Origin of the sequence: Allobrachymonas wangyanguii (assembly GCF_045055315.1) — a bacterium.
GTDB lineage: Bacteria > Pseudomonadota > Gammaproteobacteria > Burkholderiales > Burkholderiaceae_C > Brachymonas > Brachymonas wangyanguii.
In genome coordinates this window covers 762,130-788,457 of record NZ_CP173677.1, presented here as the reverse complement: position 1 = coordinate 788,457, position 26,328 = coordinate 762,130, and the positions used below count along the sequence as shown (strand labels likewise).

The 26,328-nt window shown below is 65.3% G+C and carries 27 protein-coding genes; 19 read left to right on the top strand and 8 right to left on the bottom strand.

The window, feature by feature from the left end; all coding sequences use genetic code 11:
- From bamC to ACI3EV_RS03665, 12 genes are all read left to right on the top strand, one after another.
- A complete protein-coding gene (bamC, locus tag ACI3EV_RS03720; protein ID WP_337690858.1) occupies nucleotides 1-1,137 on the top strand; it encodes an outer membrane protein assembly factor BamC in 1,137 nt (378 codons plus the stop codon).
- A gap of 78 nt (nucleotides 1,138-1,215) precedes the next feature.
- A complete protein-coding gene (locus ACI3EV_RS03715) occupies nucleotides 1,216-1,998 on the top strand; it encodes an MBL fold metallo-hydrolase (protein ID WP_337690860.1) in 783 nt (260 codons plus the stop codon).
- Nucleotides 1,998-3,410 carry a coniferyl aldehyde dehydrogenase gene (locus ACI3EV_RS03710; protein ID WP_337690862.1) on the top strand — a complete coding sequence of 471 codons (1,413 nt, stop codon included), beginning with the start codon at nucleotides 1,998-2,000 and terminating at the stop codon, nucleotides 3,408-3,410. Before ACI3EV_RS03715 ends, ACI3EV_RS03710 begins: the two co-directional genes overlap by 1 nt.
- 193 nt (nucleotides 3,411-3,603) lie before the next feature.
- Entirely contained in the window at nucleotides 3,604-5,868 is a 2,265-nt protein-coding gene (locus tag ACI3EV_RS03705) for a TonB-dependent receptor (protein ID WP_405198030.1), read from the top strand.
- Between the two features lie 57 nt (nucleotides 5,869-5,925).
- Nucleotides 5,926-6,603 (top strand): Fe2+-dependent dioxygenase, encoded by a 678-nt coding sequence (locus ACI3EV_RS03700; RefSeq protein WP_337690865.1) that lies wholly within the window; start codon nucleotides 5,926-5,928, stop codon nucleotides 6,601-6,603.
- Nucleotides 6,603-7,700: an alpha-hydroxy acid oxidase gene (locus tag ACI3EV_RS03695; RefSeq protein ID WP_329769842.1), complete on the top strand. Its 1,098-nt coding sequence runs from the start codon at nucleotides 6,603-6,605 to the stop codon at nucleotides 7,698-7,700. The genes ACI3EV_RS03700 and ACI3EV_RS03695 overlap by 1 nt, the downstream gene beginning before the upstream one ends.
- A gap of 137 nt (nucleotides 7,701-7,837) precedes the next feature.
- Nucleotides 7,838-8,575, top strand: a complete 738-nt coding sequence (locus tag ACI3EV_RS03690) for an energy transducer TonB (protein ID WP_329769843.1) — start codon at nucleotides 7,838-7,840, stop codon at nucleotides 8,573-8,575.
- A gap of 43 nt (nucleotides 8,576-8,618) precedes the next feature.
- The gene (locus ACI3EV_RS03685) at nucleotides 8,619-9,320 is read left to right on the top strand and encodes a MotA/TolQ/ExbB proton channel family protein (protein ID WP_329769844.1); all 702 of its coding nucleotides are present in this window, start codon (nucleotides 8,619-8,621) and stop codon (nucleotides 9,318-9,320) included.
- Between the two features lie 23 nt (nucleotides 9,321-9,343).
- Entirely contained in the window at nucleotides 9,344-9,757 is a 414-nt protein-coding gene (locus ACI3EV_RS03680; protein WP_337690871.1) for a biopolymer transporter ExbD, read from the top strand.
- On the top strand, nucleotides 9,754-9,954 hold the full coding sequence (locus tag ACI3EV_RS03675; RefSeq protein ID WP_329769846.1) for a hemin uptake protein HemP: 201 nt from the start codon (nucleotides 9,754-9,756) through the stop codon (nucleotides 9,952-9,954). The genes ACI3EV_RS03680 and ACI3EV_RS03675 overlap by 4 nt, the downstream gene beginning before the upstream one ends.
- An 87-nt stretch (nucleotides 9,955-10,041) precedes the next feature.
- Nucleotides 10,042-10,293, top strand: coding sequence for a hypothetical protein (locus ACI3EV_RS03670; protein ID WP_337690874.1), 252 nt, complete (start codon nucleotides 10,042-10,044; stop codon nucleotides 10,291-10,293).
- A 149-nt stretch (nucleotides 10,294-10,442) separates the two neighbouring features.
- A complete protein-coding gene (locus ACI3EV_RS03665) occupies nucleotides 10,443-11,135 on the top strand; it encodes a Bax inhibitor-1 family protein (RefSeq protein WP_018714317.1) in 693 nt (230 codons plus the stop codon).
- Nucleotides 11,136-11,229: 94 nt separating this feature from the next.
- Here ACI3EV_RS03665 and rlmD read toward each other — a convergent pair whose 3' ends face one another.
- From rlmD to surE, 4 genes are all read right to left on the bottom strand, one after another.
- Nucleotides 11,230-12,756: a 23S rRNA (uracil(1939)-C(5))-methyltransferase RlmD gene (gene rlmD, locus ACI3EV_RS03660; RefSeq protein WP_337690876.1), complete on the bottom strand. Its 1,527-nt coding sequence runs from the start codon at nucleotides 12,754-12,756 to the stop codon at nucleotides 11,230-11,232.
- A 75-nt stretch (nucleotides 12,757-12,831) separates the two neighbouring features.
- The gene (locus ACI3EV_RS03655) at nucleotides 12,832-13,638 is read right to left on the bottom strand and encodes a peptidoglycan DD-metalloendopeptidase family protein (RefSeq protein ID WP_329769850.1); all 807 of its coding nucleotides are present in this window, start codon (nucleotides 13,636-13,638) and stop codon (nucleotides 12,832-12,834) included.
- 104 nt (nucleotides 13,639-13,742) lie between these two features.
- Nucleotides 13,743-14,672 (bottom strand): protein-L-isoaspartate(D-aspartate) O-methyltransferase, encoded by a 930-nt coding sequence (locus ACI3EV_RS03650; RefSeq protein WP_405198029.1) that lies wholly within the window; start codon nucleotides 14,670-14,672, stop codon nucleotides 13,743-13,745.
- Entirely contained in the window at nucleotides 14,656-15,447 is a 792-nt protein-coding gene (gene surE, locus ACI3EV_RS03645; RefSeq protein ID WP_329769851.1) for a 5'/3'-nucleotidase SurE, read from the bottom strand. The genes ACI3EV_RS03650 and surE overlap by 17 nt, the downstream gene beginning before the upstream one ends.
- Nucleotides 15,448-15,684: 237 nt before the next feature.
- Between surE and ACI3EV_RS03640 the strand changes: the two genes are divergently transcribed.
- The 3 genes from ACI3EV_RS03640 (at nucleotide 15,685) to ACI3EV_RS03630 (ending at nucleotide 19,982) form a co-directional block, all read left to right on the top strand.
- On the top strand, nucleotides 15,685-16,260 hold the full coding sequence (locus ACI3EV_RS03640; RefSeq protein ID WP_329769852.1) for a YceI family protein: 576 nt from the start codon (nucleotides 15,685-15,687) through the stop codon (nucleotides 16,258-16,260).
- A gap of 156 nt (nucleotides 16,261-16,416) precedes the next feature.
- Nucleotides 16,417-18,360, top strand: coding sequence for a DUF47 family protein (locus ACI3EV_RS03635; protein ID WP_329769853.1), 1,944 nt, complete (start codon nucleotides 16,417-16,419; stop codon nucleotides 18,358-18,360).
- Nucleotides 18,357-19,982, top strand: coding sequence for a PEP/pyruvate-binding domain-containing protein (locus ACI3EV_RS03630; RefSeq protein WP_337690880.1), 1,626 nt, complete (start codon nucleotides 18,357-18,359; stop codon nucleotides 19,980-19,982). The genes ACI3EV_RS03635 and ACI3EV_RS03630 overlap by 4 nt, the downstream gene beginning before the upstream one ends.
- Before the next feature lie 49 nt (nucleotides 19,983-20,031).
- On the opposite strand, the gene ACI3EV_RS03625 is transcribed toward ACI3EV_RS03630, so the two are convergent.
- Complete coding sequence (locus tag ACI3EV_RS03625) at nucleotides 20,032-21,435, bottom strand: FAD-linked oxidase C-terminal domain-containing protein (RefSeq protein WP_329769855.1); 1,404 nt, start codon at nucleotides 21,433-21,435, stop codon at nucleotides 20,032-20,034.
- Nucleotides 21,436-21,564: 129 nt separating this feature from the next.
- On the opposite strand from ACI3EV_RS03625, the gene ACI3EV_RS03620 reads away from it, so the two are divergent.
- The 3 genes from ACI3EV_RS03620 (at nucleotide 21,565) to ACI3EV_RS03610 (ending at nucleotide 23,503) form a co-directional block, all read left to right on the top strand.
- Complete coding sequence (locus ACI3EV_RS03620; protein WP_329769856.1) at nucleotides 21,565-21,936, top strand: PaaI family thioesterase; 372 nt, start codon at nucleotides 21,565-21,567, stop codon at nucleotides 21,934-21,936.
- 94 nt (nucleotides 21,937-22,030) lie between these two features.
- Nucleotides 22,031-22,450 carry a DsrE family protein gene (locus ACI3EV_RS03615; RefSeq protein WP_337690884.1) on the top strand — a complete coding sequence of 140 codons (420 nt, stop codon included), beginning with the start codon at nucleotides 22,031-22,033 and terminating at the stop codon, nucleotides 22,448-22,450.
- Between the two features lie 75 nt (nucleotides 22,451-22,525).
- Nucleotides 22,526-23,503, top strand: a complete 978-nt coding sequence (locus ACI3EV_RS03610; RefSeq protein WP_329769858.1) for a bile acid:sodium symporter — start codon at nucleotides 22,526-22,528, stop codon at nucleotides 23,501-23,503.
- A 272-nt stretch (nucleotides 23,504-23,775) separates the two neighbouring features.
- On the opposite strand, the gene tsaA is transcribed toward ACI3EV_RS03610, so the two are convergent.
- The 3 genes from tsaA to trxC form a co-directional block, all read right to left on the bottom strand.
- Nucleotides 23,776-24,273 (bottom strand): tRNA (N6-threonylcarbamoyladenosine(37)-N6)-methyltransferase TrmO, encoded by a 498-nt coding sequence (gene tsaA / locus ACI3EV_RS03605; protein ID WP_329769859.1) that lies wholly within the window; start codon nucleotides 24,271-24,273, stop codon nucleotides 23,776-23,778.
- The gene (locus ACI3EV_RS03600; protein ID WP_329769860.1) at nucleotides 24,270-24,770 is read right to left on the bottom strand and encodes a nitrogen fixation protein NifQ; all 501 of its coding nucleotides are present in this window, start codon (nucleotides 24,768-24,770) and stop codon (nucleotides 24,270-24,272) included. Before ACI3EV_RS03600 ends, tsaA begins: the two co-directional genes overlap by 4 nt.
- Nucleotides 24,771-24,860: 90 nt before the next feature.
- Entirely contained in the window at nucleotides 24,861-25,295 is a 435-nt protein-coding gene (gene trxC, locus ACI3EV_RS03595; protein ID WP_337690889.1) for a thioredoxin TrxC, read from the bottom strand.
- A 174-nt stretch (nucleotides 25,296-25,469) separates the two neighbouring features.
- Between trxC and ACI3EV_RS03590 the strand changes: the two genes are divergently transcribed.
- Nucleotides 25,470-26,327 (top strand): hypothetical protein, encoded by an 858-nt coding sequence (locus tag ACI3EV_RS03590; RefSeq protein WP_329769862.1) that lies wholly within the window; start codon nucleotides 25,470-25,472, stop codon nucleotides 26,325-26,327.
- The last annotated feature ends 1 nt before the right edge of the window (nucleotide 26,328 follow it).

Here is a 26,328-nt window from a genome sequence, read left to right as displayed (position 1 = left end):
GTGAAGAATCTGCACAAACTGACACTGACTGCCCTGGCTGCCAGCCTGCTGGCCGCCTGCTCCCCGTTTGCCGGTGGCACCAGCGGCATCGATTACAAGTCTGCCGAACGCGGCAACGCGCTGGAAATCCCGCCGGACCTGACGCGCCTGGACACCAGTACCCGCTACAACGTACCGGGTGACGCCAGTGCCGCCACCTTCGAGGCGCAGCGCGCCGTGACGGACAAGCAGGTCGGCACCGTGCAGAACGTCGCCACCGACCAGATCGGTGACGTGCAGATCAAGCGCGAAGGCAACCAGCGCTGGCTGGTGGTGCCGCGCAAGCCGGACCAGCTCTGGAATCCGCTCAAGACCTTCTGGGAAAACAACGGTTTCGTGCTCACCACCGACGACCCGCGCCTGGGCGTGATGGAAACCGACTGGGCCGAGAACCGCGCCAATATCCCGCTGGATCCGCTGCGCAAGCTGCTGGGCAAGGCCATCGACTCGCTCTACTCCACCGGTGAGCTGGACCGCTACCGCACCCGCGTCGAAAGCAATGCCGCCGGCGGCACCAACATCTTTATCACGCACCGTGGCATGGAAGAAGTGCTGACCGGTCGCGAGAAGGAAACCTCGACCTGGCGCTCGCGCCCGAACAGCCCCGAGCTGGAAAACGAGATGCTGCGCCGCCTGATGGTGTCGCTGGGCGTGCCGCAGGCGCAGGCCGATGCCGTGGTACGCCAGCAAGGCGCTGCTGCCAAGACCGCCAGCCAGCAGGCCCGCGCCACCGTACAGCACGATACGGTTGCCGGTACGCTGCTGCTGCAGGACGGTACCGAACAGGCCTGGCGCCGCCTGGGCCTGGCCCTGGACCGCACCGGCTACACGGTGGAAAGCAGCAACCCGCAATCGGGCAGCTACCTGGTGCGCTATGTGCAGCCCAGCGCCGAACGCGAAAGCAATCCCGGCATCCTGACGCGCCTCTTCGGCAAGAGCAAGAAGGACACGCCCAAGCCGGTGCGCTACCAGGTACAGGTGCAGCCGCAAGCCCAGGGCAGCCTGGTGCGCGTGCTGAACGAAGGCGGCCAGCCGGTGAGCCAGGCCGAAAGCGCTCCGATCCTGCGCGTGCTGGCCGAGGACCTGCGCCAGTTCTGAGCCTGATCCGCCAGCCCTCCTGCAACGCCCGCCTCCTGTGCGGGCGCTTGCTTTTGGAGGCTGGCCTGGCACGATTCCATGAGTATCCGATTCAAGAGCCTGGGCAGCGGCAGCGCCGGCAATGCCACCCTGATCGAAGCGCGCGAAGGCATTTCCGTCAGCCGCCTGCTGGTCGATTGCGGCATGCCGCAGCGCCAGCTCACGGCGCGGCTGCAGCAGGCCGGCGTGGAGCCGGAGCAGCTCAGCGGCATCTTCATCACGCATGAACACAGCGACCATATCGGCTGCGCGTCCGGCTTTGCTGCGCGGCACCGCATTCCGGTCTGGATGAGCCGCGGCACCCACGCCGCCGTCGGCCAGCCGGAATCGCTCTCGGAGCTGATCCGCTTTGCGCGCGACGGCGAACCGATCGATTTTGGCGCGATGGAGCTGCAGCCGTTCACCGTGCCACACGATGCGCGCGAGCCACTGCAACTGGTCTGCAGCGACGGCGACCGCCGCATGGGCCTGGTGACCGACCTCGGCCATGCCAGCGTCCACGTGGTACAGATGCTGCAACAGTGTCACGCGCTGTTACTCGAAAGCAACCACGATCCGGCTATGCTCGAAGCATCCCGTTATCCCCGATTCCTGAAAGCGCGCGTGGCGGGAGCCTATGGCCATCTGAGCAATGCGGCTGCCGGTGAACTGGCACGCCTGCTCAAGCACGACCGGCTCGGCCATGTGCTGGCCGCTCACCTGAGCGAACGCAACAACCGCCCGGAACTGGCCGCTGCCGCGCTGGCGGCCGGGCTCGACCGTGCGCTCGACGAGATCATGCTGGCCACTGCCGAAAGCGGCAGTGTCTGGCTGGAGGTCTGATGTCCACCCCCCCACCTGATGCCGGACTGCAGCAGCTGCTGCAGTTGCAGCGCGATGCCGCGCTGGTCCAACCCTACCCCTCGCACGCACAGCGCCAGGATCGCCTGGCGCGGCTGCAGCGCCTGCTGGAATTGCAGGGCGAATCCCTGGCCGAAGCGATTTGTGCCGATTTTGGCCAGCGCAGCATGGTACAGACGCGCATGGCCGAGCTGCTGGTACTGCAGCAGGAGTTGCGCCATGCCCGCCAGCGACTGGGCCGCTGGATGCGCATGCGCCGCGTGCGCACCGGCTGGGCCTTCTGGCCGGCCGGCAACCGCCTGCTGCCGCAGCCGCTCGGCGTAGTCGGCATCGTCTCGCCCTGGAACTACCCGCTGCAGCTGGCGCTGTCGCCGGCGATAGGCGCGCTGGCCGCCGGCAACCGGGTGATGATCAAGCCCTCCGAATCGACGCCGCGCTTTGCCGAAGCACTGCAACAAGCGGTGGCACGCCTGTTTGACCCGGCCGAACTGGCCGTGGTGACAGGAGATGCCGATGTCGGCCGCGCCTTTGTCGCGCTGCCGTTTGACCACCTGATGTTTACCGGCTCCACCCAGGTGGGCCGCCAGGTGGCCGAAGCGGCGGCCAGCCAGCTGGTACCGGTGACGCTGGAACTGGGTGGCAAGTCGCCGGCGCTGATCGACCTGTCGGCCGACATGGCGGAGGCGGCACGCCGCATCGCGCACGGCAAGCTGCTGAATGCCGGCCAGACCTGCGTCGCACCGGACCATGTGCTGGTGCATCGTTCGCAGCTGGCATCGTTTGTATCGCACTACCGCGAAGCCGTGCAGGCACTCTACCCCGGCCTGCCGGCCAATCCGGACTACTGCGCCATCATCAATGCGCGCCAGTTCCAGCGCCAGATCAGCCTGCTGCAAGAAGCGCACGACGCCGGCTGCCAGATCGAGGCACTGGCCGAGACCGACATGCAGCGCCGCCTGCTCGGACCGAGCCTGGTGCTGCAACCGGCACCCGACCTGCGCCTGATGCAGGAGGAGATCTTCGGCCCGATCCTGCCGGTGCTGGTGTACGACCAGCCGGAGCAGGTGCTGCAGCAGCTGCGCCAGCAGCCTCGCCCGCTGGCGCTGTACTGGTTTGGCCAGGACCGGCAGGCGCAACAGCAGCTGCTGCGCGAAACCCATGCCGGCAGCGTCGGCATCAACGACTGCATCTGGCAGGTGGCGCAGCTGCATCAGCCGTTTGGCGGCATTGGCCCGAGTGGCCAGGGCGCCTATCGCGGCGTCTGGAGCTTCCGCCGCTTCAGCCACGAGAAGCCAGTCTTCCTGCAATCGCGCTGGAGCGGCACGCGCCTGCTGTATCCGCCCTACGGCCCGCGCATCGAGAAACTGCTGGCCTTGCTGCAACGCTGGAGCTGATGTTGCAGCGCGTCAACAATCGCAAGAAAAGTAACGATAACAATTCTCATTTGTGTACAATGCGGGTTCGTCAGCATCTGGACTGACGTTCCTGCAAGCCACACTGCCATCTGTCCCGCCTCTGGCGCACCCTCTCCAGGACGGTTGATGCAGACATAGCCAGCATGTGTTTTTCACCTCTGTTTATCTGGCCATGACTCCATCTGCACGACCACTTTCTCCTGCCGACACCCCTGTTTCCTCTTCTACTTCCCGCATCCTGCCGCTGGGCGCTGCCCTGCTGATGGGATCGGTCAGCGCTTCGGCGCTGGCCCAGCCCGTGATCGACGGTGGCGAGACCATCCTGGACACGGTGGAAGTGACCGACACCCTGGTCACGCCCGCCAGCAAGGTCGATCTGCGCGCCACGCGCACCCAGATCGGCAAGGGCGACCAGGCATTGCGCGACATTCCGCAAAGCGTCACCGTGATGACGGAAAAGCTCATCAGCGACCGCAACCTGGATGATTTCCGCGAGGTGCTGCGCACCACTGCCGGCGTGACTTTCCTGGCTGGCGAGACCGGCGAGGAAGATGTGCGCCTGCGCGGCTTCTCGCTCGGCACCGCCGGTGACATCTACCGCGACGGCCTGCGCGACGGCAGTCTGTACGAGCGCGATACCTTCAACGAGGACCGCGTGGAGGTGATCAAGGGATCGGCCTCGATGCTGTTCGGCAAGGGCTCGACCGGCGGCGTGATCAACCAGGCCAGCAAGCAGCCCTTCCTGATGACGCAGCACGAGGTCAGCGCCACCGTGGGCAGCGGCGATGAAAAGCGCATCCAGGGCGACTTCAACTGGCAGACTGGCGACGATGCCGCCTTCCGCCTGAACGTGATGAAGCAGGAAGCCGACAACTGGGGCGCCGAGCAAGACAAGTGGGGCGTGGCACCGACCTTCCGCTGGGGCATCGGCACCAAAAACGAGTTCTCCGTGGGCCTGTACCACCTGGATACCAAAGGCCGCTCCAGCTACAGCCATCCGTGGTTCCTGAGCGACCCCGCCAATCGCTCCGGCACCATCATTCCGACGCTGGAAGCAAAAAGCTTCTACGGCCTGGACAGCGACAAGCTGAACACCCAGGCCACCTATGGCACGCTGCAGCACACGCATCGCTTTGACGATGGCGGCGAGCTGAAATCGCAGCTGCGCCATGGCCGCTATGAGCGCGACCTGTGGGCCAGCGTGATCCGCCTGGGCGAGACCAACGGCCAACCCACCACGATCGAGAATTTTGGCCCGGACACTACCATTACCCGCACACCCAAGGGCCGTGTCGGTCGCAGCGACGTGACGCAGTTCCAGAGCGATTACAGCAATACATTCCACTGGGGCGGCCGCGAGCACAAGCTGCTGGCCGGCATCGACCTGTACCACGAAGATGCCAAACGCAACAACAACTTTCCTGGTGCTGCGAGCGGTCTGACGACCACCGTCGGCCAGCCCAACAATGGCGACTGGCGCCCGGACCTGCGCGGCGAGCCAGTCTACAACACCTTCCAATCGAAGAATATCGGCGTCTACGTACAGGACACGGTGGCACTGAACGATCACTGGAAGGCCATTGCCGGCCTGCGCCTCGACCATTTCAAGGGCAGCTACAACACGGCGGCTACTGCCACTGCGGACGCCTACAGCTTCGACAAGAGCGAAACCCTGCTCAGTCCGCGCCTGGGCCTGCTGTACCAGCCGAATGACTTGTCGTCCTACTACCTGTCCTACGGCACCTCGTACAACACCTCGGGCGATGCCTACCAGTTTGCGCCCAACCCGACCTCAGATGCCAACCGCAAGCTGGCCAACACGCCAGCCGAGAAGTCGCGCAACTTCGAGATTGGCGGCAAGTGGGACGTGCTGGACCAGCGCCTGTCGCTGGGGGCAGCCGCCTTCTATTCCGAGAAGTACAACGAGCGCAACCAGGACCCGGATAGCGCCGCCGAACAGTACCTACTGTCCGGCAAGCGCCACGCCATGGGCATGGAATTCAACGCTGCCGGCCGCCTGACGCCCAAGTGGGAAGTGTTCTGGAACCACACCTGGATTCCGACGGCGAAGATCGACAAGAGCAACCAGGTGCTGGCCGCCAACGGCGGTGGTGCCCAGGTCGAAGGCGATCGCCCGGGCCTGACGCCCAAACACAGTGGCAGCCTCTGGACCACCTACCGCGTGCTGCCCAAGCTGCGCCTGGGGGCCGGTGCCAACTACCGCAGCAGCCAGCATCCGGATGGCAGCCGCGCCGTCAAGGCCGACAGCTTCGTGACCTGGGATGCCATGGCCGAATACAGCTTTACCGATGCCACCGCACTCAAGCTCAACGTCAGCAACCTGACCGACGAGCTCTACGCCGACACCCTGTATCGCGGCTTCTACGGCCCGGGCCAGCCGCGTCGCGTTCAGCTGACGCTGAAACACCAGTTCTGATTTCCGCCACTCGACCGGCGCTGCCTGCAGTCGCCGGTCTTCTTCCCTTGTCCCGCCATGCTGTTGACAATTGATTCCGTGCTGGATGCCAGCCAACTTGCCGAAATCCACCAGGTGCTGCTGCACGATGCCGACTGGCGCGACGGCAGCCACAGCGCCGGCGTGGTGGCGCGCCAGATCAAGCGCAACCAGCAACTGGCACCCGACAGCGCGGCCTCGCAGCGCATCCGCGAGATCGTGCTGGGGGCGCTGCACCAGCACCCGCTGTTCTTCAGCGCCGCGCTGCCGCACCGGATCTTCCCGCCACGCGTCAACCGCCATGGCCCGGGCGAATACTACGGCCCGCATTACGACAATGCCGTGCTGCGCGGCCCGGACGGTTATGTACGGTCGGATGTCTCCTGCACCGTATTCCTGAACGATCCCGCCAGCTACACGGGCGGCGAACTGCAGATTGCCGATACCTTTGGCGAGCAGCGCATCAAGCTGGCCGCCGGCAGCGCTGTGATCTATCCCTCCAGCAGCCTGCACCAGGTCCTGCCGGTAACGCAGGGCGAGCGCATCGGCTGCTTCTTCTGGCTGCAAAGCCTGGTGCGCAGTGACGAACAGCGCCGCCTGCTCTACGAACTGGATATGGCGCTGACGCGCCTGCGCCAGCAGCATGGCGAATCGGCCGAGACCAAGCAGCTCACCGGCACTTATCACAACCTGCTGCGCCTGTGGGCCGAAACCTGATGCAGCCGCCCCGCCTCGATCCGTTGCCGCCCGGTCTGGTTTCGCTCGATGCGCACCAGCGCCATGCCGAACAATGGCTGGGTCCGGACCGCCTGGCCTTCTTCACCGGTGCCGCTGCCGATGGCCTGACCGATGCCGAGAACCGTGCGGCCTGGTCACGGCTGCAGCTGGCACCGCGCGTGCTGGCATCGATGCAGGACAGCCACACGCGCACGCCCCTGCTGGGCCAGACGCTGGACTGGCCGCTGCTACTGGCACCGGTCGCGCACCAGCGGCTGGCCCATCCCGATGGCGAGATCGCCACCGCCTTTGCCGCCCAGGTCAGCCAGACCGGCATGGTGCTGAGCACGCTCTCGAACACGCCGGTGGAACAGGTGGCCGCCATTCTGCAGCACGAACCAGCGTTGGCACCGCCGCTCTGGTTCCAGCTCTACCTCCAGCCCGATCGCGCCGACACGCTGGCGCTGCTGCGCCGCGCCGAAGCCACCGGCTGCCAGGCGTTGGTACTGACAGTCGATGCACCGGTGCAAGGCATCCGCGATGCCGAACGGCGCCATCCGCTGCAGTGGCCGCCGGAGATCCGTTCCGCCCACCTGCCCGCAGCCGTGCATCAGCCCGGCGCCGGCCTGTGCCAGGGCCTGGCCAGCAGCGCACCCACCTGGGACGATGTACGCTGGCTGCTGGACCAGACCGCGCTGCCGCTGCTGCTCAAGGGCATCACGCACCCGGACGATGCACGCCTGGCGCAGACGCTGGGGGTGGCCGGCCTGATCGTCAGCAACCATGGCGGCCGCACGCTGGACACCATGCCCGCTACCGCCACCCTGCTGCCGCGGGTACGCCAGGCAGTGGGCAGTGGCTTCCCCGTGCTGGTCGATGGCGGCATCCGCCGTGGCACCGACTTGTTCAAGGCGCTGGCGCTGGGTGCCGATGCCGCCCTGCTCGGACGGCCACAAGTCTTTGGTCTGGCCAATGCCGGTGCGCGCGGCGTCGCCCATGTTCTGCGGTTGCTGCGCGATGAATTCGAGGCCGCCATGCTGCTGTGCGGCTGCCCGCACGTCGCCAGCATCCAACCCTCCCATCTTTTTATTGATTGAGAATCATTTCTATTTATAATGCACTTCTTTAATTTGAATGAGACTTGTTTCCATGATCTGGAGCCTGATTCTGTCGCTTGCCGTGGTGGCGCCCTGCGCCTGGCTGGTGTCACAGCGTTGAACCGCCACCCTGCCCCATGAGCACCCTGATCCTGTCTTCCCCCCGTTTCACGCCGGCCTGGCGCGATGGCGCCATCGTGGCCGCTGTCCTGCTCGCCCATGCAGCCTTGCTGGCCAGCCTGAACGCCACGCGCCCGACGCCGCCGGAGCCACCCACGCCACTGACGGTGCAACTGCTGACACCGGCTCCGCTGCAGGCTGCCCCGCAGCCGGAGCTCGTTGCCGCGCCAGAGCCAGCAAAGCCACCGGTCGCCAAACCGCTGCCCAGGCCAGAGCCACGGCCCCAGCCCAAGCCTGCCCCGCAACCGGTCAGCAACAAGCCAGCGCCGAACCCGCTACCGCGCATGACCGCAGCGGCTGCACCAACCCAGCCCAGCCCGGCCGCTGAAAGTACCGCACCCGCCGCCAAGCCAGCGCCAGCCACGAACACCAGCCCGGGCCCGAGCAGCCAGGACAAGGCCCCAGCCGAAGTCGTGCTGCCCAGCACCCGCGCCAGCTACCTGCACAACCCCAAGCCGCCCTACCCACCCGCCAGCAAGCGCAACGGCGATACCGGCACCGTGCTGCTGCGCGTAATGGTTGATGCCAAGGGCAACGCCCAGGACGTGACGCTGCGCCAATCCAGCGGCTACCCGGAGCTGGACCAGTCGGCACTGGAAACGGTACGCCGCTGGCGCTTCGTGCCCGGCAAGCGCAACGGCGAAGCCACTGCCATGGCCGTGACAGTCCCGATCGCCTTCCGCCTCAATCGCTGATTCCCCCTGTTTTTCCCTTTCTTCATCCAAAGGTTTTTTCACCATGTCGATTCCCTCTAGCTCCTCCATGGACCTGGCCCTGCTCTGGACACAGGGCGACTGGGTCACCCGCACCACGGCGCTGATCCTGCTGCTCATGTCGGTCGCCACCTGGGCCGTGATCCTGATCAAGGCCTGGGACCTGTGGCGCCACAACCGCCTCGCCAGCCGCACCGACCAGTTCTGGCACAGCGCCAGCCTGGCCGAAGGCCTGGACCAGCTCGGCGGCAACAGCAGTCCGTTCCGCCAACTTGCGCTGCAGGGCAAGGAGGCCAAGAAACACCACGAACAGAGTGACAACGAGCTGCACAGCAGCCTCAGCCTCAGCGACTGGATCCACATGAACCTGCGCAGCAGCCTGGACGGCAGCCAGGCACGCCTGCAATCCGGCCTCGCGATCCTCGCCTCCATTGGTTCCACCGCGCCGTTTGTCGGCCTGTTCGGCACGGTCTGGGGCATTTACCACGCGCTGATGGGCATCAGCAGCTCCGGCTCGGCCTCGATCGACAAGGTCGCCGGCCCGATCGGCGAGGCACTGGTCATGACCGCCATGGGCCTGGCGGTAGCGATTCCGGCGGTGCTCGGCTACAACTTCCTGCTGCGCGGCAACAAGCGCGTCGGCCAGCGCATGCACCGCTTCGCCCATGACCTGCACGCCTGGCTGGTGACCGGCTCGCGCGTGCAGACCGCCCCGGACAGCCACTGAGCCGCAGCGCAAGGAGTCTTCCCATGGCATTTTCTTCTTTCGAATCGGATGACACCGACGTGATGAACGAGATCAACATGACCCCGCTGGTGGACGTGATGCTGGTGCTGCTGATCGTCTTCATCATCACCGTGCCGGTGCTGAACCACGCCGTACCCCTGTCGCTGCCGCAAGCCAGCAGCGAACCCGAACAGCGCAAGCCCGATGCGATCCAGCTCGGTATCGATGCCCAGGGCGCGCTGTTCTGGAACGGCCAGGCGCTGCCAGCCAGCGAACTGCAGCCGCGCCTGCAGGCCGCCGCCACGCAACAACCGCAACCGCAGCTGCAACTGCAGGCCGATCGCAACGTGCGCTACGAGGCCGTGGCGCAGACCCTGGCTGCTGCCCAGCAGGCCGGACTGAGCCAGGTCGGCTTCGTCACGGAGCCACAGCGATGATGGCGTCGGACGAGCCTCGCCCGCCCGCTGCCGCCCCGACTCCGGCGGCTGCCACGGACGGCACGCCAGCAGCCGCGCCGCCAGCGATCCCGAGCGAGCAGTTGATGCGCGGCCAGCGCAGCATCACCATCGTGCACCGCGGCGTCACCTACCAGCTGCAAGCGACGCGCCAGGGCAAGCTGATCCTGACCAAGTAGCCCAGCCCACCATTTACCTTCGCTCACGATTCGCTACAGCTGCAGCAGACTGGCTTGCGTTACCCTTGTATGCAAGGAGTATTACGCATGATTCACATCTCTTCTTCCCGCTTCCGCACGACGGCGGCTGCCATTCTGGCGATCAGCGCCGTGTCCCTGCTCTCGGCCTGCGCCGGTGTGCGCTCGACCAATACCTCGGGCGTTTCCGGCAGTGGCGTGCAGGCCTATGGCCTGGCCGATATCAGCGTCGGCAGCAGCCGCTCCACAGGCTACAGCCGCAGCGGCCTGTCCAGCCACCAGTCGCACATCGGCATTGGCGGCGCCATCGACCTGAACTGACGGATACATTTCCCCGTCATCAGAATGTGACATACTTGTTTACAATGATTCGCATCTTGCAGTGAACTGCAAGCTTTGGCCCACATCCAAATCATCATGGTGGGCACAAAGACCACCTGATCTTTCATTACTACAGGAGCTTCCCGCCCATGAACGACCGATTGCACTCCCCCAGCTGGGGCCGCGCTTCGATCACCCCCGTACAGCGCAACCGCGTGCTGCGCAACACTTTCTGGCTGCTCGCACTGAGCATGATCCCGACTGTCATCGGCGCCTGGATCGGTGTCAGCACCGGCATCGTGTCCGGCCTGGGCACCGGCCTGAGCCTGATGCTGTTCTTCGGCGGCGCCTTCGGCTTCATGTACGCCATCGAGAAGACCAAGAACTCCGCTGCCGGCGTGCCGGTGCTGCTGGGCTTCACCTTCTTCATGGGCCTGATGCTGTCGCGCATCCTGGGTGCCGTGCTGGGCATGGGCAACGGTGCCGGCATCGTGATGAGCGCCTTCGCCAGTACCGCCGGCGTGTTCGGCGTGATGGCAGTGCTGTCCACCGTGATCAAGCGTGACCTGTCCGGCATGGGTTCCTGGCTGTTCGTCGGTGCCTTGGTCGTCCTGTTCGGCATGCTGGCCAACATCTTCATTGGCTCCGGCCCGATGATGATGGCGCTGTCCGTGCTGATGACCGGCGTGTTCAGCCTCTACATCCTGTACGACCTGAAGCGCATCATTGACGGCGGCGAGACCAACTACATCTCCGCCACGCTGGCGCTCTACCTGGACATCTACAACGTGTTCCAGGGCTTCCTGGCCATCTTCGGCCTGGGTGGTGGCAGCAGCGACTAATCAGCTGACCGCCTGAACGACGAAAGCCCCGCTCTGCGGGGCTTTTTCGTGGGTGATGGGCTGTAACGATCCAGACTGGTCGGATCCCTAGCACTTACTGCGCCAGCCCCCAGCGCGCATCATCGCGCTCAAACACCGCCATGCTTTCCACGTGCGCCGTGTGCGGGAACATGTTGACCACGCCCGCTGCACGCAGGCGATAGCCGGCCTGGTGCACCAGCAGGCCGGCATCGCGCGCCAGCGTAGCCGGGTTGCAGCTGACGTAGACGATACGGCGCGGCGGCTGCCAGTCGGCCGGAGCGACATAAGCCCCCTCGTCGGCCTGGCCGATGCGCTGCTGGTGGATATCGGCCAGCGCCTTGGACAGCGCAAACGCGCCCTCGCGAGGCGGATCGACCAGCCACTTGTCGGCAGCACCGTCGGCTACCAGCATCTCCGGCGTCATCTCGAACAGGTTGCGCGCCACGAACTGCGTCGGCGCCAGCGTGCGGCCATGGGCGTTCGGGTTGTTGGCAGCATAGTTCTCGCGCGAACGTGCCACCAGCGCCTCGCTGCCCTCGATGCCGAACACCTCGCGCGCCTGCGTCGCCAGCGGCAGCGTGAAGTTGCCCAGGCCACAGAACCAGTCGATCACGCGCTCATCGGGCTGCACCTGCAGCCACTGCAGCGCCTGGCTCACCAGCACGCGGTTGATATGCGGGTTGACCTGGGTGAAATCGGTCGGACGGAACGGCATGGTGATGCCAAACTGCGGCAGGCTGTACGAGAGCTGTGGCGAATCGGTACTGATGCAGTGCACCGTGTCCGGCCCCTTGGGCTGCAGCCACCACTGCACGCCCGGATGTTCGGCGGCAAAGGCGTGCAGCTTGTCCAGATCGCCCTGACTCAGCGGCTCCAGATGGCGCAGCACCAGTGCCGTGACATGGTCGCCACAGGCCAGCTCAATCTGCGGGCAGGTGTCGCGCGCATCCATGCTGGCAATCAGCGCGCGCAGCGGCAGCAGCAGATCACTGACATGGCGCGGCAGCACGGCGCAGCTCTGCATGTCGGCAATGTAGCGGCTCTTGCGTTCGTGGAAGCCGATCAGCACCTGGCCCTTCTTGACCACATGGCGCACTGACAGGCGCGCGCGCCAGCGGTAGCCCCAATCCGGACCGTGGATCGGGCGCAGCAGCTGGCCGGCGGTGCACTTGCCCAGATGCCAGAGGTTGTCTTCCAGCACGCGCTGCTTCATCGCCACCTGCGCCGCCGGATCCAGATGCTGCATCTTGCAGCCGCCGCAGGCACCGGCATGCAGGCCAAAGTGCGGACAAGCCGGGCGCGCGCGCTGCGGCGATTCCTTGTGGATCCGGGTCAGCGTGGCGGCTTCCCAGTTGTTCTTCTTGCGGTGGCTGGTGGCGCTGACCCATTCGTAAGGCAATGCACCATCGATAAAGATCACCTTGCCGTCATCGCGGCGCGCCACGCCCTTGGCGTCCAGGTCCATGGCGTGTACCAGCAGCCAGTCGGGCTGCACGCCTTCGGGCGGCGGACCAAACTGGTCGCGCAGCCGCGTGATGGCATCGTGTTCCTGGGAGGCTTCGGGGGATTCGGGGAATTGGGAGGTTTCCATGGGCAGCATGCTAGCAACAAAAATCGCTTCTTGCGCCAGGCACAAGAAGCGATGCGGGTCAGGCGCGATCAGGCGCTGGTGCGATCAACGCAGATAGCTGGTCGGGTTGACCGACTGGCCGTTGCGGCGCACCTCAAAGTGCAGCTTGACGCGATCGGCATCGGTATTGCCCATTTCAGCAATCGTCTGGCCTTTCTTCACGTTCTGGTTCTCGCGCACCAGCAGCTTGCTGTTGTGGGCGTAGACCGTCAGGTAGGTCTTGTTGTGCTGCACGATGGCCAGGTTGCCATAGCCGCGCAGGCCGGAGCCAGCGTAGATCACCTGGCCGTCAGCAGCGGCCATCACCGGATCGCCCTGCTTGCCGCCAATGCCGATGCCCTTGTTCTTCACGGAATCGAACGGAGTCACGATGCTGCGGCTTTGCGTGGGCCAGGACAGCGCGATCTCGCCCGCTGCGGCAGTTGCCGTGCTGGTGGCGGACGGGCGGCTGGGCGCCGACGTGGCAGCCGGACGGCGCGGCGTGCTGGTCACCACCGGCGCACTGCCGGCCGGCGGATCCACGCGCAGCACCTGGCCGACTTCGATCAGGTTGGGGTTCGGCACCCAGGCGGTGTTCCAGCTCATGATGTCGAGCGGGCTGCGGCCATGGGTACGGGCAATGCCGTAGATGGTGTCGCCGGGCTGCACCGAGTAGTAGCCGGGCTGGTTGCGGAATTCGTAACCGGGCAGCGTGGCCGGATCAACACGGACGATGCCACCCGTGGAACGGTTTTCGACAGGCGCTCGCGGAGAAGAGCCACAGGCAGCAATCAGGGCCACCATGCCAGCACACACCGTGATGCGCAGCGCGTGGCGCCAGGTGTCGGGGGCAAGGGCTGAAGTGCGGGTCATGCGGAAAATCCTTGTAACAGCTAGCAGAATGATCCCGCCCGGAAAGGGATCGACAGGTGCAGGGCGGGACAGGAAATGGCGGAACAGCCCGGATGCCGCAGCATTCAGGCCATGCCCGATTTTAAGGGAACAAAAAGTACTGGTTCGAGTAAAGCCTGTTGCAAACCGTTAGCAGTCTTGTCCAACACCACCAGCACCTGCTGGCCGGTGCCCATGGCGGCCGGCGCCACAATGCGTCCGCCCATGGCCAACTGGTCGACCCAGGCCTGCGGGATATGCTCGCCACCGGCGGCGGCAATGATGCCGGCATAGGGTGCGCCGGACGGGTAACCGATCATGCCATCGCCCAGAATCAGGTGCACATTGGGGATGCGGAACGGGCGCAGGTTGGCGCGCGCCTTCTCGTGCAGGCCCTTGAGCCGTTCGATGCTGTAGACCTCGGTCGCGACCTGACCGAGCACGCAGGCCTGGTAGCCACAGCCGGTACCAATTTCGAGCACGCGGCCGAGCCGCGCCTGCGGCCCCTGCTCGCGCATCGCCGGGCTGGCCAGCAGCAGTTCGATCATGCGCGCCACCACGCTCGGCTTGGAAATCGTCTGTTGCAGGCCGATCGGCAGGCTGGTGTCCAGATAGGCCTGGGTGAACAGCGCGCTATCGACAAAGCAGTGCCGCTCCACTGCCAGCAGCGCCTGCGCCACACGGCCATCGTGCAGACCGGATTGCTGCAGCGATTGCACCATGTGGGCGCGCATCGCCGCCGCATTACCGGTACCGGAACTGCCGACGGTGCCGGGGCGGTTCACCTGGACGATGTGCGGCATGAGCGGCTGAGCCGGGCGGCGTGCCGCCAGCGCCTGACGCGCCGCAGCCAGCTCCTGTGGCGTGGCATCCAGCGGCAGGGTCGGCACCAGCGGGCCAGTGCCCAGCGGCAGCCGCGCTGCCGGACGGCTGGAGGCTGCCGGTGACGGCGCTTCCGGATTCCACTGGTTGCGCGCCGGAAAAGTCGGGCGAGCCACTTTAGCCGCCCTCCCCATCGTGCAGCTTCGGTCCGCCCACGGCAAAGGCCTGCGCCCAGTAGCCCAGCGCGCCATGGTCGGTCAGGTCCACCTTGAGCGGCGTGATGGCGATATGGCCTTGCGTGGTGGCGTGGAAATCGGTGCCTTCGGCATCGTCCTTGGCGGCACCGGCAGCACCGATCCAGTACATGGTCTCGCCGCGCGGGTTCTGCTGCACGATCACGCTCTCGGCCGAATGGCGGCGACCCAGGCGGGACAGGCGGAAGCCCTTCAACTCGTCCAGCGGCAGGTTGGGGATGTTGACGTTGAGCAGCCAGGGATCAGCCGTGCCGGGCTTTTCCGGCAGGAACTGCATCATGTGCTGCACCAGCCGGCGCGCGGCCTGCGCCGCGGCATCGAGATGGCCCCAGCCGCGCTCGACCTGCGAGAACGCGATCGCCGGGATGCCGAACAGATAGCCTTCCATCGCCGCGCCGACGGTGCCGGAATAGATAGTGTCGTCGCCCATGTTGGCACCGTTGTTGATGCCGGAAACGATCAGGTCCGGCGGGTCATCCAGCAGGCCGGTGAGCGCGATATGCACGCAGTCGGCCGGCGTGCCGTTGATGTAGCGGAAGCCATTGGCGGCGCGCTGCACGTACAGCGGCGAATGCAGCGTCAGCGCGTTGGACTTGGCGCTGTTGTTGTATTCGGGGGCGATGACCTCGACATCCGCCAGGTCGCGCAAGGCATCGTGCAAGGCCTCGATGCCGGTGGCCTGGTAGCCGTCGTCGTTACAAATCAGGATTTTCATGGGCGTGGACTGGCACCCGGCATGGGTGCAATGTAAGCCATTGTAGTCGCTGCACAAGTGCCGGCCATGACAGCCGCGCTACTCCCGGAGGCCGGGTATTGGCACTGTCGGCCAGGCGCCAATAGTTACGTTTACACACGACTGTTGCGTGATTTACGTCACATCAGTTGTTAAAGTAAACGAAATCAATTTCTATTCACAGTCCCACAGCCCCCCTGATTCCCTCTGGAGATTCCCATGCAAAAACTGCTCACCCTGGCCGCCGTGGCTGCCCTGCCCCTGCTCGCAACTGCACCGGCCCAGGCCGCTACCTACGCGATCGACCCGATGCACACTTTCACCACGTTCGAGATCGGCCATTTTGGCGCTTCGGTGAACCGTGGCCGTTTTGACGAGAAGTCCGGCACGGTGGAATTCGACCAGCGCCGCAAGACCGGCAAGATCGACATCACCTTCAAGGCGGCATCGATCAACACCGGCACCAAGGCCTTTGACGACCACCTGAAGAGCGACGACCTGTTTGCCGCCGAGAAGCACCCGGACATCCGTTTCGTGTCCGACAACTTCATTTTTGATGGCGACAAGGTCAAGGCCGTGACCGGCAAGCTGACGCTGCTGGGCCAGACCCACCCGATCACCTTCAACGCCAACCAGTTCAACTGCTACCCCAACCCGATGGCCAAGACCGAAGCCTGCGGTGGCGATTTCGTAGCCGAAATCGACCGCACCCAGTGGGGCATGAACTACGGCGTGGACTTTGGCATGCCCAAGAGCGTGCGCATCCTGGCCACGATCGAGGCCTTCAAGCAGTAATCTGCCCAACGACGGCCGGCCCACGCGAGCCGGCCCGCTCCATGTCACCGGCGTGACACGGAACTTTCATGCTGGCCCGGGACAATGCTTGCAGCGCCCGGGCAGCTTCGCGTCCATGCAAGCGGCTGCCCTCTTTTCACAGACAGGACACCCGCCTTGCAAAAAGACAAAGCCGTTGCCTCCCTCGGCCAGCAGTCGCTGCTGATGCCCGCCTGGATCACCGCTGCCCTGGCAGCCAATGACCGGCTCAAGCTCTATCTCTCGCTGTTGCAGGCCGCCTCGCGCCATGCCCTGACGGCCGATGACTCGAATATCAACTGGAGCCAGGAACTGGCGCGTGCCGGCCTTGGCCAGACCGGCTGGACGCAGGATCTGGTGCGCCATGCCTACATGGACGACCAGCTGCTGGTGCTGCCCAACATGGCGCAGCTGCTGCAGGCGCTGGACGCTGACCTGGAAACCATGGCCCGCCCGATCACCGACGGCGGCATGGTGGCCGATGCCGAGTCCTTCCGCAAGCGCCGCGAACACTGGCATGACTGGCTGACATCGCGCCATGACGACGAAGGCCTGAGCGCCGCCAACCTGAACAGCCTGACGCATGGCGACCGCAGCTCCGGCGACAGCTTCCACCTGCTGGTGATGGACCTGCACAAGCAGATCAACGGCCTGGCCAGCGCGATCGCCACCGAGAACCTGGACGGCGCCCACGTCTGGCATATCCAGCCGGAAGACCGCCCGCTGGTGCGCGCCTTCATGCGCGGCCTGAACCGCACGGCGCCGCTCAAGTTCGGCCACCCGGGCCTGGACACCGCCGTCACGCGGGACGGCGAGCGCCTGCTGATCCAGAACGACATCGGCACCAACGATGCCCACGTGCTGGTGATCACGGTCGAAGGCCGCAGCATCCGCCTGACCTACTCCGAGCTGCACGTGATCCGCTTCAAGTTCTTCCAGCGCCTGCTGGAACAGGCCGGCTTCAGCTGGGAAGTGGCGGAATCGGTGATGACGCCGGGCATGAACGAGAACAAGCCCTATACCGTGGGCCAGGCCACGCTGCACGCCGAAGACGATGCCGCACTCGAGCAGGGCCTGGAAGACGTGGCGGCACGCATCGTGTTCGTGATCGACTGGAACCGCGCACGCAAGCGCCTGCAGATGTTTGTCAACAAGGCGACGGCGGTGGACCTGCTGGAGCGCGCCTCCTCGCGTGGCCATGGCCACATGGGCTGGCTGATGTCCGGCGGCGAGCAGCTGGTCTACAGCACCATGGAAGCCGTCGGCAGCGATGCCTTCCGCTTTGGTGACCGCCTCGACACCGTGCTGGGTGAAACCGGCGCGCGCCAGTTCCTGCTGGAGCTGATGCGCATGTGTACCGCACTGATGCTGGAACAGCAGCCGCAGGCGGTGATCGAGGACAAGGCACGTCTGCTGATGGGCCGCGCATTGGCCCAGCACCATCTGGAATTCGACCTGATGGCGGAACATGCCGCCTACTGCCACGCGCTGGCGCAGACCGTGTGCGACCTGATCGCGCAAGGCGAGGAAGACAGCAGCCAGCTGGTGGCGCGCATCAAGCGCTGGGAGCATCGCGCCGACGGCCTGGTGGTGCAGGCGCGCCAGCGCGCCGAGCGCCAGCCGCGCTGGAAGCCGGTGGTGCAGCTGCTGCTGCAGGCCGATGACGTGGCCGACGCACTGGAAGAAACTGCCTTCCTCTGGACCCTGGTGCAGCTGCATCCGGCACCGCTGCCGGCCGCCGTGCAGGCCACCGTCGGCAAGCTGGCCGACACCACGCTGGCAGCGATCCAGGATCTGGTCAAGGCGATCGAGATTGGCCGCCTGCTGGACCCGGAGCTGGACAGCCGCGACAGCGATGTGTTCCTGGAAACCCTGTGGCGCATGCTGCGCGCCGAGCGCACCTGCGACGAACTGCTGCGCGAAGCGCGCCGCACCATCGTCATCACGCTGCATGACCAGCCTGCCGCGATGCAGCTGGCCACCGAGCTGGCCACCACGCTGGAAAAGGCCTCCGACGCGCTGGTCGCGACCGGTTACGCCCTGCGCCAGATGGCATTCGAGAAATCCGGAGTCCACGCATGAACGCCCCCCTGAGCACCCAGGCCACCGTCTGGCCTGACCATTTCTACCTGATCGATTCCTCCCGCACGCTGGAACACAGCCTGGCCGAAGACGCCGGCCGCGACAGCATGGGCTCCAAGGCCTTCAACCTGCTGCGCATGGCGCAGGCCGGCCTGCCGGTACCGGCGGCGCTGGTCGTCGGCACCTACTTTGCCCACCACCGCAAGCAGTACCAGACACCGCTGCGCGAGATCGGCCTGCCGGCGCTGGAACAGGCCACCGGCCTCAAGCTTGGCGATCCGCGCAAGCCGCTGATCGTGTCGGTGCGCTCCGGTGCGCCGGTATCCATGCCCGGCATGATGGAAACGCTGCTCAACATCGGCCTGTGCGATGCCACCGTGCCCGGCCTGCTGCGCCAGACCGGGAACCCGCGCCTAGTCTGGGACGCCTACCGCCGCCTGGTCGCCAGCTATGGCGAAGTGGTGGAAGGCCTGCCAGCCGCGCTGTTCGAAAACGAGCTGCAGCGCGTGACCCAGGGCCGTGACGAGCGCCAGCTGGACTTCAGCGAGCTGCGCGAACTGACACAGAGCTTTCTGCTGCTCTACCAGCAGCACGCCGGCCACGCTTTCCCGCAGGACGTGCACACCCAGCTGCTGCAGGCAGTGCAGGCGGTATTTGCCTCGTGGGAAGCCGACAAGGCACGCGAATACCGCCGCCTGAACGGCATCGATGCCGCCATGGGTACCGCCGTGACGATCCAGCGCATGGTGTTCGGCAACGCCGGTGGCCGCTCCGGCGCCGGCGTCGGCTTCACGCGCAACCCGAGTACTGGCGAGCCGCTGCTGTGGATCGACTTCCTGGCCAATGCCCAGGGCGAGGACGTGGTGTCCGGCCGCCGCAACGCGCATGGCCACGAGGTCATAGCCGACCTGCTGCCGGAAGCCTGGCAGGCGCTGGAACAGGCCACTGACGCGCTGGAAGACATCTTTGCCGACATGCAGGATTTCGAATTCACCGTGGAGGAAGGCGAGCTGCACCTGCTGCAGGCGCGCTCCGGCAAGCGCACGCCGCTGGCCACTGCCCGCATCGCGCTGGACCTGCATGCCGAAGGCCTGATTGATACCGACACCGCCCTCGAGCGCACCGCCGCGCTGCAACCGGAGGACTTGGCCACCAGCCATCTGGCCGATGACAGCGGCACGCCGGCACAGCCCGCCGGCCAGGCCGCCAGCGCCTGCTCCGGCGTCTGCAGCGGCGAGATCGCGCTCGATACCGCGCGCGCCCTGCAGCGTGCTGCCGAAGGCGCGGCCGTGATCCTGGTGCGCCCCGATGCGGAAACGCACGACATCGCCGCACTGGAAACCTCGGTCGGCCTGCTCACGCGCAACGGCGCGCGCACCTCGCACGCCGCGGTGGTGGCACGCCAGCTGGGCAAGGTCTGCCTGGTCGGTTGCGAAACACTGAGCATTGACATGGGCAGCCGCAGCCTGCAACTCGGCGCGCTGCAACTGCGCGAAGGCGACACGCTGACGCTGGACGGCAACCAGGGCCTGATCTACCAAGGCACGATTGCCACCGTGAAGCAGCCTGATCCGCAAGTGATCGCGCGCCTGCAGGCGCTGCGCGAACAGCAGTCGGCCTGATCGCCAGCCACGACCACAGCAACGACCGGGCCAGCCCCGGTCGTGCTGTTTACAGCGTGAAGATCTTGCCCGGGTTCAGGATGTTGCGCGGGTCCAGCGCCTGCTTGAGCGTGCGCATCAGGTCAATCGCGGCATCTCCCGCTTCTTCCTGCAGCAGCTCCATCTTGTGCAGGCCAACGCCGTGCTCGCCGGTGCAGGTGCCGCCAGCGCGAATGGCGCGCAGCGCCTGACGGCGATTGAGCGATTCTGCCAGCTCGCGCTCGGCCGGAATAGCCGGATCGGTCAGGTACAGCATGTGGAAGTTGCCGTCGCCCACGTGGCCGACCACCATGTAAGGCAGGCCCGAGGCATCGGCCTCCTGCGCCGTCTCGACCACGCATTCGGCCAGGCGCGAAATCGGCACGCAGGTATCGGTCGTGACGGCACGGCTGCCAGGCTTGAGTTGCAAGCCGGCAAACAGCGCATTGTGGCGCGCCTTCCACAGGCGGCTGCGCTCCTCCGGCTGGTGCGCCCACTCGAAAGCGCTACCGCCATGGCCGGCGGCAATCTCCTGCACCAGCTCGGCCTGCTCCTGCACGCCCGCGGCACTGCCGTGAAACTCCATCAACAGCATCGGCGATTCGGCCAGCTCCAGCTTGTCGTAACGGTTCACGGCGCGCACGGCATTGGCGTCCAGCAGCTCGCAGCGCGCAATCGGCACGCCCAGCTGGATGATCTGGATGGTGGTGTTGACGGCATCGGCCACCGTGGGGAACTGCACCACGGCCGCCGCCACATGCTCTGGCTGCGGGTAGATACGCACCGTGATTTCGGTGATCACGCCCAGCGTGCCCTCGCTGCCGACGAACAGGCGCGTCAGGTCGTAGCCGGCGCTGGACTTGCGCGCATGCGTGCCGGTCCGCACGATGCGGCCGTCGGCCGTGACCACCGTCAGGGCCAGCACGTTCTCGCGCATGGTGCCGTAGCGTACCGCGTTGGTGCCGCTGGCACGCGTGGCCGTCATGCCGCCAATGCTGGCGTTGGCACCCGGATCCAGCGGAAAGAACAGCCCAGTATGGCGGATCTCGCTGTTGAGCTGTTCACGCGTCACGCCGGCCTGCACGGTCACGCTCAGGTCGTCCTCGCTCACGCGCAGCACGCGGTTCATGCGCGATACATCCAGGCTGATGCCGCCCTGCACTGCCAGCAGATGCCCTTCAAGCGAGGAGCCGGCCCCGTAGGGAATCACCGGCACCGCATGCGCATGCGCCTGCTGCATGACAAAGGCGACTTCTTCGGTGGACTCACAGAACACCACCAGCTCGGGCGGGTCCACATCAAACGGCGATTCGTCACGGCCATGCTGCTCGCGCACCGCCAGGGACGCCGAACAACGCTCGCCAAATCTCTGTTGCAAGGTATCGCGCAGCGCGTCGGGCAGCGGGCGCGGGGAATGGGATACAGGCGCAGTCACGGTCAATTCCTCCAAGAATCAGGCCGCTAGCCTAACACGATCAGGCTGACAGCCGCCCCGCCGCATCCACGCCCTGATCGCCTACGATAGACGCTTGACCAGACATCCCTTATTGCACAGGAGCTTCACTTGACCCCCATCGCCCAAGACCGTTTCGCCCTCGTCCTCGGAGCCCAACAGCTGGAAAGCAGCTTCGAGCAGGCCATCTTCCGCATGGACATCACGCCAGAGCACACCAACATCCTCGGTGGCGTCCATGGCGGCGTGATCTTCTCGCTGGCCGATTTCGCCTTTGCCTCGGCCTGCAATGCCGGTGAAGGCAGCTTTATCGGCTTGCAGGCCGAGATCCGCTACATGGCCGCGGCCAAGGACAAGCAGCTGATCGCCACCGCCAAGCGCGTTGGCGGCACGCGCAAGTTCGCCCACTACGAAGTCATGGTCACCGACGGACTGGGCAACGCGCTGGCGCTGTTCACCTCGACCGCCTATCGCGTGGCCTGAGCTCGCTTGCGGGTCATGCGGCATCGCTGCACACTTTATATCTTTTGATATTAAAATGCATGGATTATTCCACCCATGCTGAAAGGAGACCCGCATGACCAAGATCCTGACCGCCACCCTCGCCGCCGGCCTGCTGGCCCTGGGCACTGCCGCCCAGGCCGAAGAGCTGCTCGTCAACATTCACTCCGGCCAGCCCATGGCCCAGGGTGCCGGCCTGGTCCTGGCCACGCAAGCCCAGGCGCAAAAGCACTCCGTGCGCGTGCTGCTGTGCGATGCTGCCGGCGACATCGCCCTGAAAGGCCAGCAGATGCCCGCCCTCAAGCCGAACAACGTCACGCCGCAGCAATTGCTGCAGGGCCTGATCAAGAACGGTGCCAAGGTCGAAGTCTGCGCGCTCTACCTGCCCAACACCGGCAAGCAGCCGTCCGACCTGATCGACGGCGTGACGCCGGCCAAACCGGCTGACGTGGCAGCCCACCTGGTCAAGCCGGGCATGCACACCCTGGGCTTCTGATCCTCTCGCCCACAACCTGCAGCGAACCTCGTCCCCGGATCAGGTTCGCTTTTTTGACTGTTCCCGGAGCGCCACATGTCCAACTTGCTCAACTGGATGCAGAAAAACCTGGTCTGGAGCATCCCGATCTCCATGCTGCTGGGGCTACTGTTCGGCCTGGCCACCAATGCCAGCTTCCTGCGCGATGCCATCCTGCCGCTGACCTTCCTGATGGTATATCCGATGATGGTCAGCTTCCAGGCACGCGCCCTGGTACGCATGGATTCCGGCAAGCTGCAGCTCACCGCCATGCTGATCAACTTTATCCTGATGCCGGCGATTGGCTATGGCCTGGGCCTGCTGTTCTTTGCCGACCAGCCGATGGCGCGCCTGGCCCTGCTGCTAACCTCCCTGCTGCCCACCTCCGGCATGACGATTTCCTGGACCGGCTTTGCCAAGGGCAACGTCCCGGCCGCGGTGCAGATGACGGTACTCGGCCTGCTTGCCGGTTCGCTGCTGACACCGATCTACCTGAAACTGCTGCTCGGTGCCACAGTCGAGATCCCGCTGCTGCAAGTCTTCACCCAGATTGCCCTGATCGTGTTCCTGCCGCTCCTGCTCGGCCTGCTGACGCAACGCTGGCTGATTGGCCGCCATGGCGAGCAGGCCTTCCACCAGAAGATCAAGCAGAAGTTCCCGCCCTGGTCCACGCTGGGCGTGATCGGCATCGTGTTCGTCTCCATGGCGCTGAAGGCGCGTGACATCGTCTCCGATCCGGCCCTGGTACCGGCCTACTTCCTGCCGCTGCTGGTCATGTACGCCATCAACTTCGTGCTCAGCACCGTCATCGGCAAGCGCCTGTTTGCGCGCGGTGACGGCATCGCACTGGTCTATGGCACGGTGATGCGCAACCTGTCGATTGCGCTGGCAATTGCCATGGGCGTATTTGGCGCTGCCGGTGCCGATGCCGCGCTGCTGATTGCACTCGCCTACATCGTGCAGGTGCAGGCCGCCGCCTGGTATGTCAAGCTCACGCCGCGCCTGTTTGGCCCGGCCCCCGAGGCCAAGGCCTGATGCCATGCACCGGAGGCGTGCCGCCCTGCGCCACGCCGCTTTACTTCGCCTGCAGTTGATTTAAAATTCAAACAAGTATTGAAACAATAAATCCTCTGCAAGGGTGACGGCATGGAGATCTTCCGCTGGTTCAACAACCAGGTGCTGCGCATGGACTGGCTATCTGCCGGGGTGCGCAGCCTTCCAGAGCCACTTCCCGCCCGAGCGCACGCGCCAGATCCTGAAGCGCTTCCAGGGCATCCGCGGCAAGCTGCTGGGCCAAGTCGCCCGCCTCAGTCCTCGAAACGCCGGTCTGCGCGCAGCTGCGTCAACGGCGGATTTTCATTGCGCGCCAGCCAGCCAATGCGCACCCCCTCTGGAGCACGGTTGTCATAGCGCGGGTAGAACGGCTTGATATCCAGTAGCGGCGAGCCGTCCAGCATGTCCACCTGATCGATCAGCAGGCGACAGCCCTGCACCTCCAGCAGCCGCACCGTGCTCAGTCCGATGCGGTTCGGCCGCTTGGGCGAGCGGGTGGCAAAAATGCCATGTTCCTCGGTATCCATGAACGGCACCACACGCAGTGCCGGTGTGCGGATCTGGTGGAACTGGTAGACCAGGGTCAGGTGGCTGAAGCCCTCGATATCCTTCAGCCCGTCGGCATACTCCGGCAACAGATCGATATGGCCGCGCACGCCTTCAGCTGCCAGCGGCTGGATCGGTGTATTGACGGCCTGCCGGAACGGCGTGTGGATGGTGCCAATCGGATGCAGCAAGAAGGGTTCCATCATGCGCGGCGTGCCAGTGCGTGATGGCCACCTGCCATGACCCAAGCCTGCACAAGCGCCTGTCGGCCACGCCCTTGCGCTACCTGCTGCGGGGCAAAATCCGGCAGATAGTGCTGCAGCAGGCGCATCTCGTCAGCGGGCTGACGCAGACCCAGCCCCTGCCACCAGTCGCGACTGTCGCAACAGATCAGGCACGCCAGCATCTGTGCCAGCCAGCCGGCGGCCACCTGTGGTGCATGCGTCGGTTGCTGCGGCTGCAACAGGGAGGCCAGCACCGCCACGTCGGGTGGTACCTGTTGTTGCAGGTGTCGATACTCAGCGGCGGGCATCGGCTGTACTGCGCCCAGTCGTGGCAGGCAGAAACGCACCACGGCCAGCAATTCGTCCTGGGGCAGGCCCTGCGTCCAGACAAACAGCGGCAACTCACCCGACTGCGCATCTGACAGAACACGCGTCAGGCCATGACGCAACAGGTTTTCCGGGGAAGCGGTAGCGGACATGGACAGCTCCTGGCAAGGCAGATTCCGGGTGGACTCCGCATCGTTATATATTTGATTATATTTCGATGGCCTGTCAGGCACCAGAGGCTCTCAGGCCTGCCCCGCCAGCACCTGCTGCACCCAGCGCTGCAGCTCTGCTGCCGGCATGGCGCCAGACTTGCGCGCCACTTCGCGCCCGCCCACATACACCGCCAGCGTGGGAATGCTGCGAATGCCCAGCGCGGTGCCGGTCTGCGGGTTGGCTTCGGTATCAAGCTTGGCAAAGATAGCCTGGCCCTGCATGGCCTGCGCCGCCTGTTCGAACTGTGGCGCCATCATGCGGCAGGGGCCGCACCAGGGCGCCCAGAAATCCACCACCACCGGCAGTTCAGTGCCGCTGGTATAGCGCTGGAAGCTGGCATCGGTCAGCGCCACGGGCTGCTGCGGCAGCAGGTTTGTCTGGCAGCGGCCACAGTTCAGTTCCTTGGCCAGATCGGATTCGGCCACGCGGTTCTTGGCCTGGCATTGGGGGCAGATGAGATGCATGAGGGTCTCCACGGCTTGTGTTCAATCTGGCTGTACATATGGAGCAAGGCGCTGCCGCTTTCAAGGCAGCTGTTGGCCGCATCCGTCAGCACTTGCAACACGATCCGGGGGTATCTCACGCCATGAGACTCGGGCTCCTTAGCATGAAAGCCATCACGTTGACAGGAGGTTTTCATGCAGATTCCCGTTTTTTATTCCGAACAAATGGTGGCCGATTCCATGGGTTTTTCGCCCAGCGCTGGCAAGCCAACTGAGGTCGTGCAATCGTGGCAGGCACTCGGTCTGCCGCTGCAGATCCTGCCGCCGACGCCCGCCAGCCGCACCCAGCTGGAGCGCGCCCATGAGCGCTGGTATGTCCAGGGCGTGCTGGACGGCAGTATCCAGAACGGCTTTGGCAACCACTCGCCCCAGGTTGCGGCATCGCTGCCCTACACCTGCGGCGCCATGATCGATGCCTGCCTGGCCGCGCTGCACAACCGCACGGCAGCGGTGGCACCCTGCTCCGGCTTTCACCATGCCGGCTACGACTTTGGCGGTGGTTTCTGCACCTTCAACGGCCTGATGGTGGCGGCGCTGGATCTGCTGATAACCGGCAAGGCGGCAAAGGTCGGCATCCTCGACCTGGACATGCACTGGGGCAATGGCACGGCCGATATCATCCAGAAGCGCGGCCTGGGCCAGGTCGTGGTGCACGATAGCCGCAGCGTCAGCCAGCACCGGGCCGAGGCTTTTCTTGACCAGCTGGCGCAGGATATCCGGCAGCGGTTTGCCGATTGCGACCTGCTGATCTACCAGGCCGGTGCCGACAGCCATATCGATGATCCGCTGGGCGGCTACCTGACGACGGCGCAGATGCTGCGCCGCGACCAGATCGTGTTTGCCACCTGCCGCGAACTCGGCCTGCCGGTAGCCTGGAACCTGGCCGGCGGCTATCAGCGCGACGACAACGACAGCATCCGTCCGGTGCTCGACTTGCACGACAATACGATGAAAGCCCACGCCCACACCTTTCTGCTGGAGGCCGCTGCCTGAC

Excerpts from the sequence above, each read along its gene's own strand:
- ACI3EV_RS03715 (WP_337690860.1), top strand. The coding sequence starts at position 1,216 with ATGAGTATCCGATTCAAGAGCCTGGGCAGCGGCAGCGCCGGCAATGCC.
- ACI3EV_RS03710 (WP_337690862.1), top strand. The coding sequence starts at position 1,998 with ATGTCCACCCCCCCACCTGATGCCGGACTGCAGCAGCTGCTGCAGTTG.
- ACI3EV_RS03705 (WP_405198030.1), top strand. The coding sequence starts at position 3,604 with ATGACTCCATCTGCACGACCACTTTCTCCTGCCGACACCCCTGTTTCC.
- ACI3EV_RS03700 (WP_337690865.1), top strand. The coding sequence starts at position 5,926 with ATGCTGTTGACAATTGATTCCGTGCTGGATGCCAGCCAACTTGCCGAA.
- ACI3EV_RS03695 (WP_329769842.1), top strand. The coding sequence starts at position 6,603 with ATGCAGCCGCCCCGCCTCGATCCGTTGCCGCCCGGTCTGGTTTCGCTC.
- ACI3EV_RS03690 (WP_329769843.1), top strand. The coding sequence starts at position 7,838 with ATGAGCACCCTGATCCTGTCTTCCCCCCGTTTCACGCCGGCCTGGCGC.
- ACI3EV_RS03685 (WP_329769844.1), top strand. The coding sequence starts at position 8,619 with ATGTCGATTCCCTCTAGCTCCTCCATGGACCTGGCCCTGCTCTGGACA.
- ACI3EV_RS03680 (WP_337690871.1), top strand. The coding sequence starts at position 9,344 with ATGGCATTTTCTTCTTTCGAATCGGATGACACCGACGTGATGAACGAG.
- ACI3EV_RS03675 (WP_329769846.1), top strand. The coding sequence starts at position 9,754 with ATGATGGCGTCGGACGAGCCTCGCCCGCCCGCTGCCGCCCCGACTCCG.
- ACI3EV_RS03670 (WP_337690874.1), top strand. The coding sequence starts at position 10,042 with ATGATTCACATCTCTTCTTCCCGCTTCCGCACGACGGCGGCTGCCATT.
- ACI3EV_RS03665 (WP_018714317.1), top strand. The coding sequence starts at position 10,443 with ATGAACGACCGATTGCACTCCCCCAGCTGGGGCCGCGCTTCGATCACC.
- rlmD (WP_337690876.1), bottom strand. The coding sequence starts at position 12,756 with ATGCTGCCCATGGAAACCTCCCAATTCCCCGAATCCCCCGAAGCCTCC.
- ACI3EV_RS03655 (WP_329769850.1), bottom strand. The coding sequence starts at position 13,638 with ATGACCCGCACTTCAGCCCTTGCCCCCGACACCTGGCGCCACGCGCTG.
- ACI3EV_RS03650 (WP_405198029.1), bottom strand. The coding sequence starts at position 14,672 with ATGGGGAGGGCGGCTAAAGTGGCTCGCCCGACTTTTCCGGCGCGCAAC.
- surE (WP_329769851.1), bottom strand. The coding sequence starts at position 15,447 with ATGAAAATCCTGATTTGTAACGACGACGGCTACCAGGCCACCGGCATC.
- ACI3EV_RS03640 (WP_329769852.1), top strand. The coding sequence starts at position 15,685 with ATGCAAAAACTGCTCACCCTGGCCGCCGTGGCTGCCCTGCCCCTGCTC.
- ACI3EV_RS03630 (WP_337690880.1), top strand. The coding sequence starts at position 18,357 with ATGAACGCCCCCCTGAGCACCCAGGCCACCGTCTGGCCTGACCATTTC.
- ACI3EV_RS03615 (WP_337690884.1), top strand. The coding sequence starts at position 22,031 with ATGACCAAGATCCTGACCGCCACCCTCGCCGCCGGCCTGCTGGCCCTG.
- ACI3EV_RS03610 (WP_329769858.1), top strand. The coding sequence starts at position 22,526 with ATGTCCAACTTGCTCAACTGGATGCAGAAAAACCTGGTCTGGAGCATC.
- tsaA (WP_329769859.1), bottom strand. The coding sequence starts at position 24,273 with ATGATGGAACCCTTCTTGCTGCATCCGATTGGCACCATCCACACGCCG.
- ACI3EV_RS03600 (WP_329769860.1), bottom strand. The coding sequence starts at position 24,770 with ATGTCCGCTACCGCTTCCCCGGAAAACCTGTTGCGTCATGGCCTGACG.
- trxC (WP_337690889.1), bottom strand. The coding sequence starts at position 25,295 with ATGCATCTCATCTGCCCCCAATGCCAGGCCAAGAACCGCGTGGCCGAA.
- ACI3EV_RS03590 (WP_329769862.1), top strand. The coding sequence starts at position 25,470 with ATGCAGATTCCCGTTTTTTATTCCGAACAAATGGTGGCCGATTCCATG.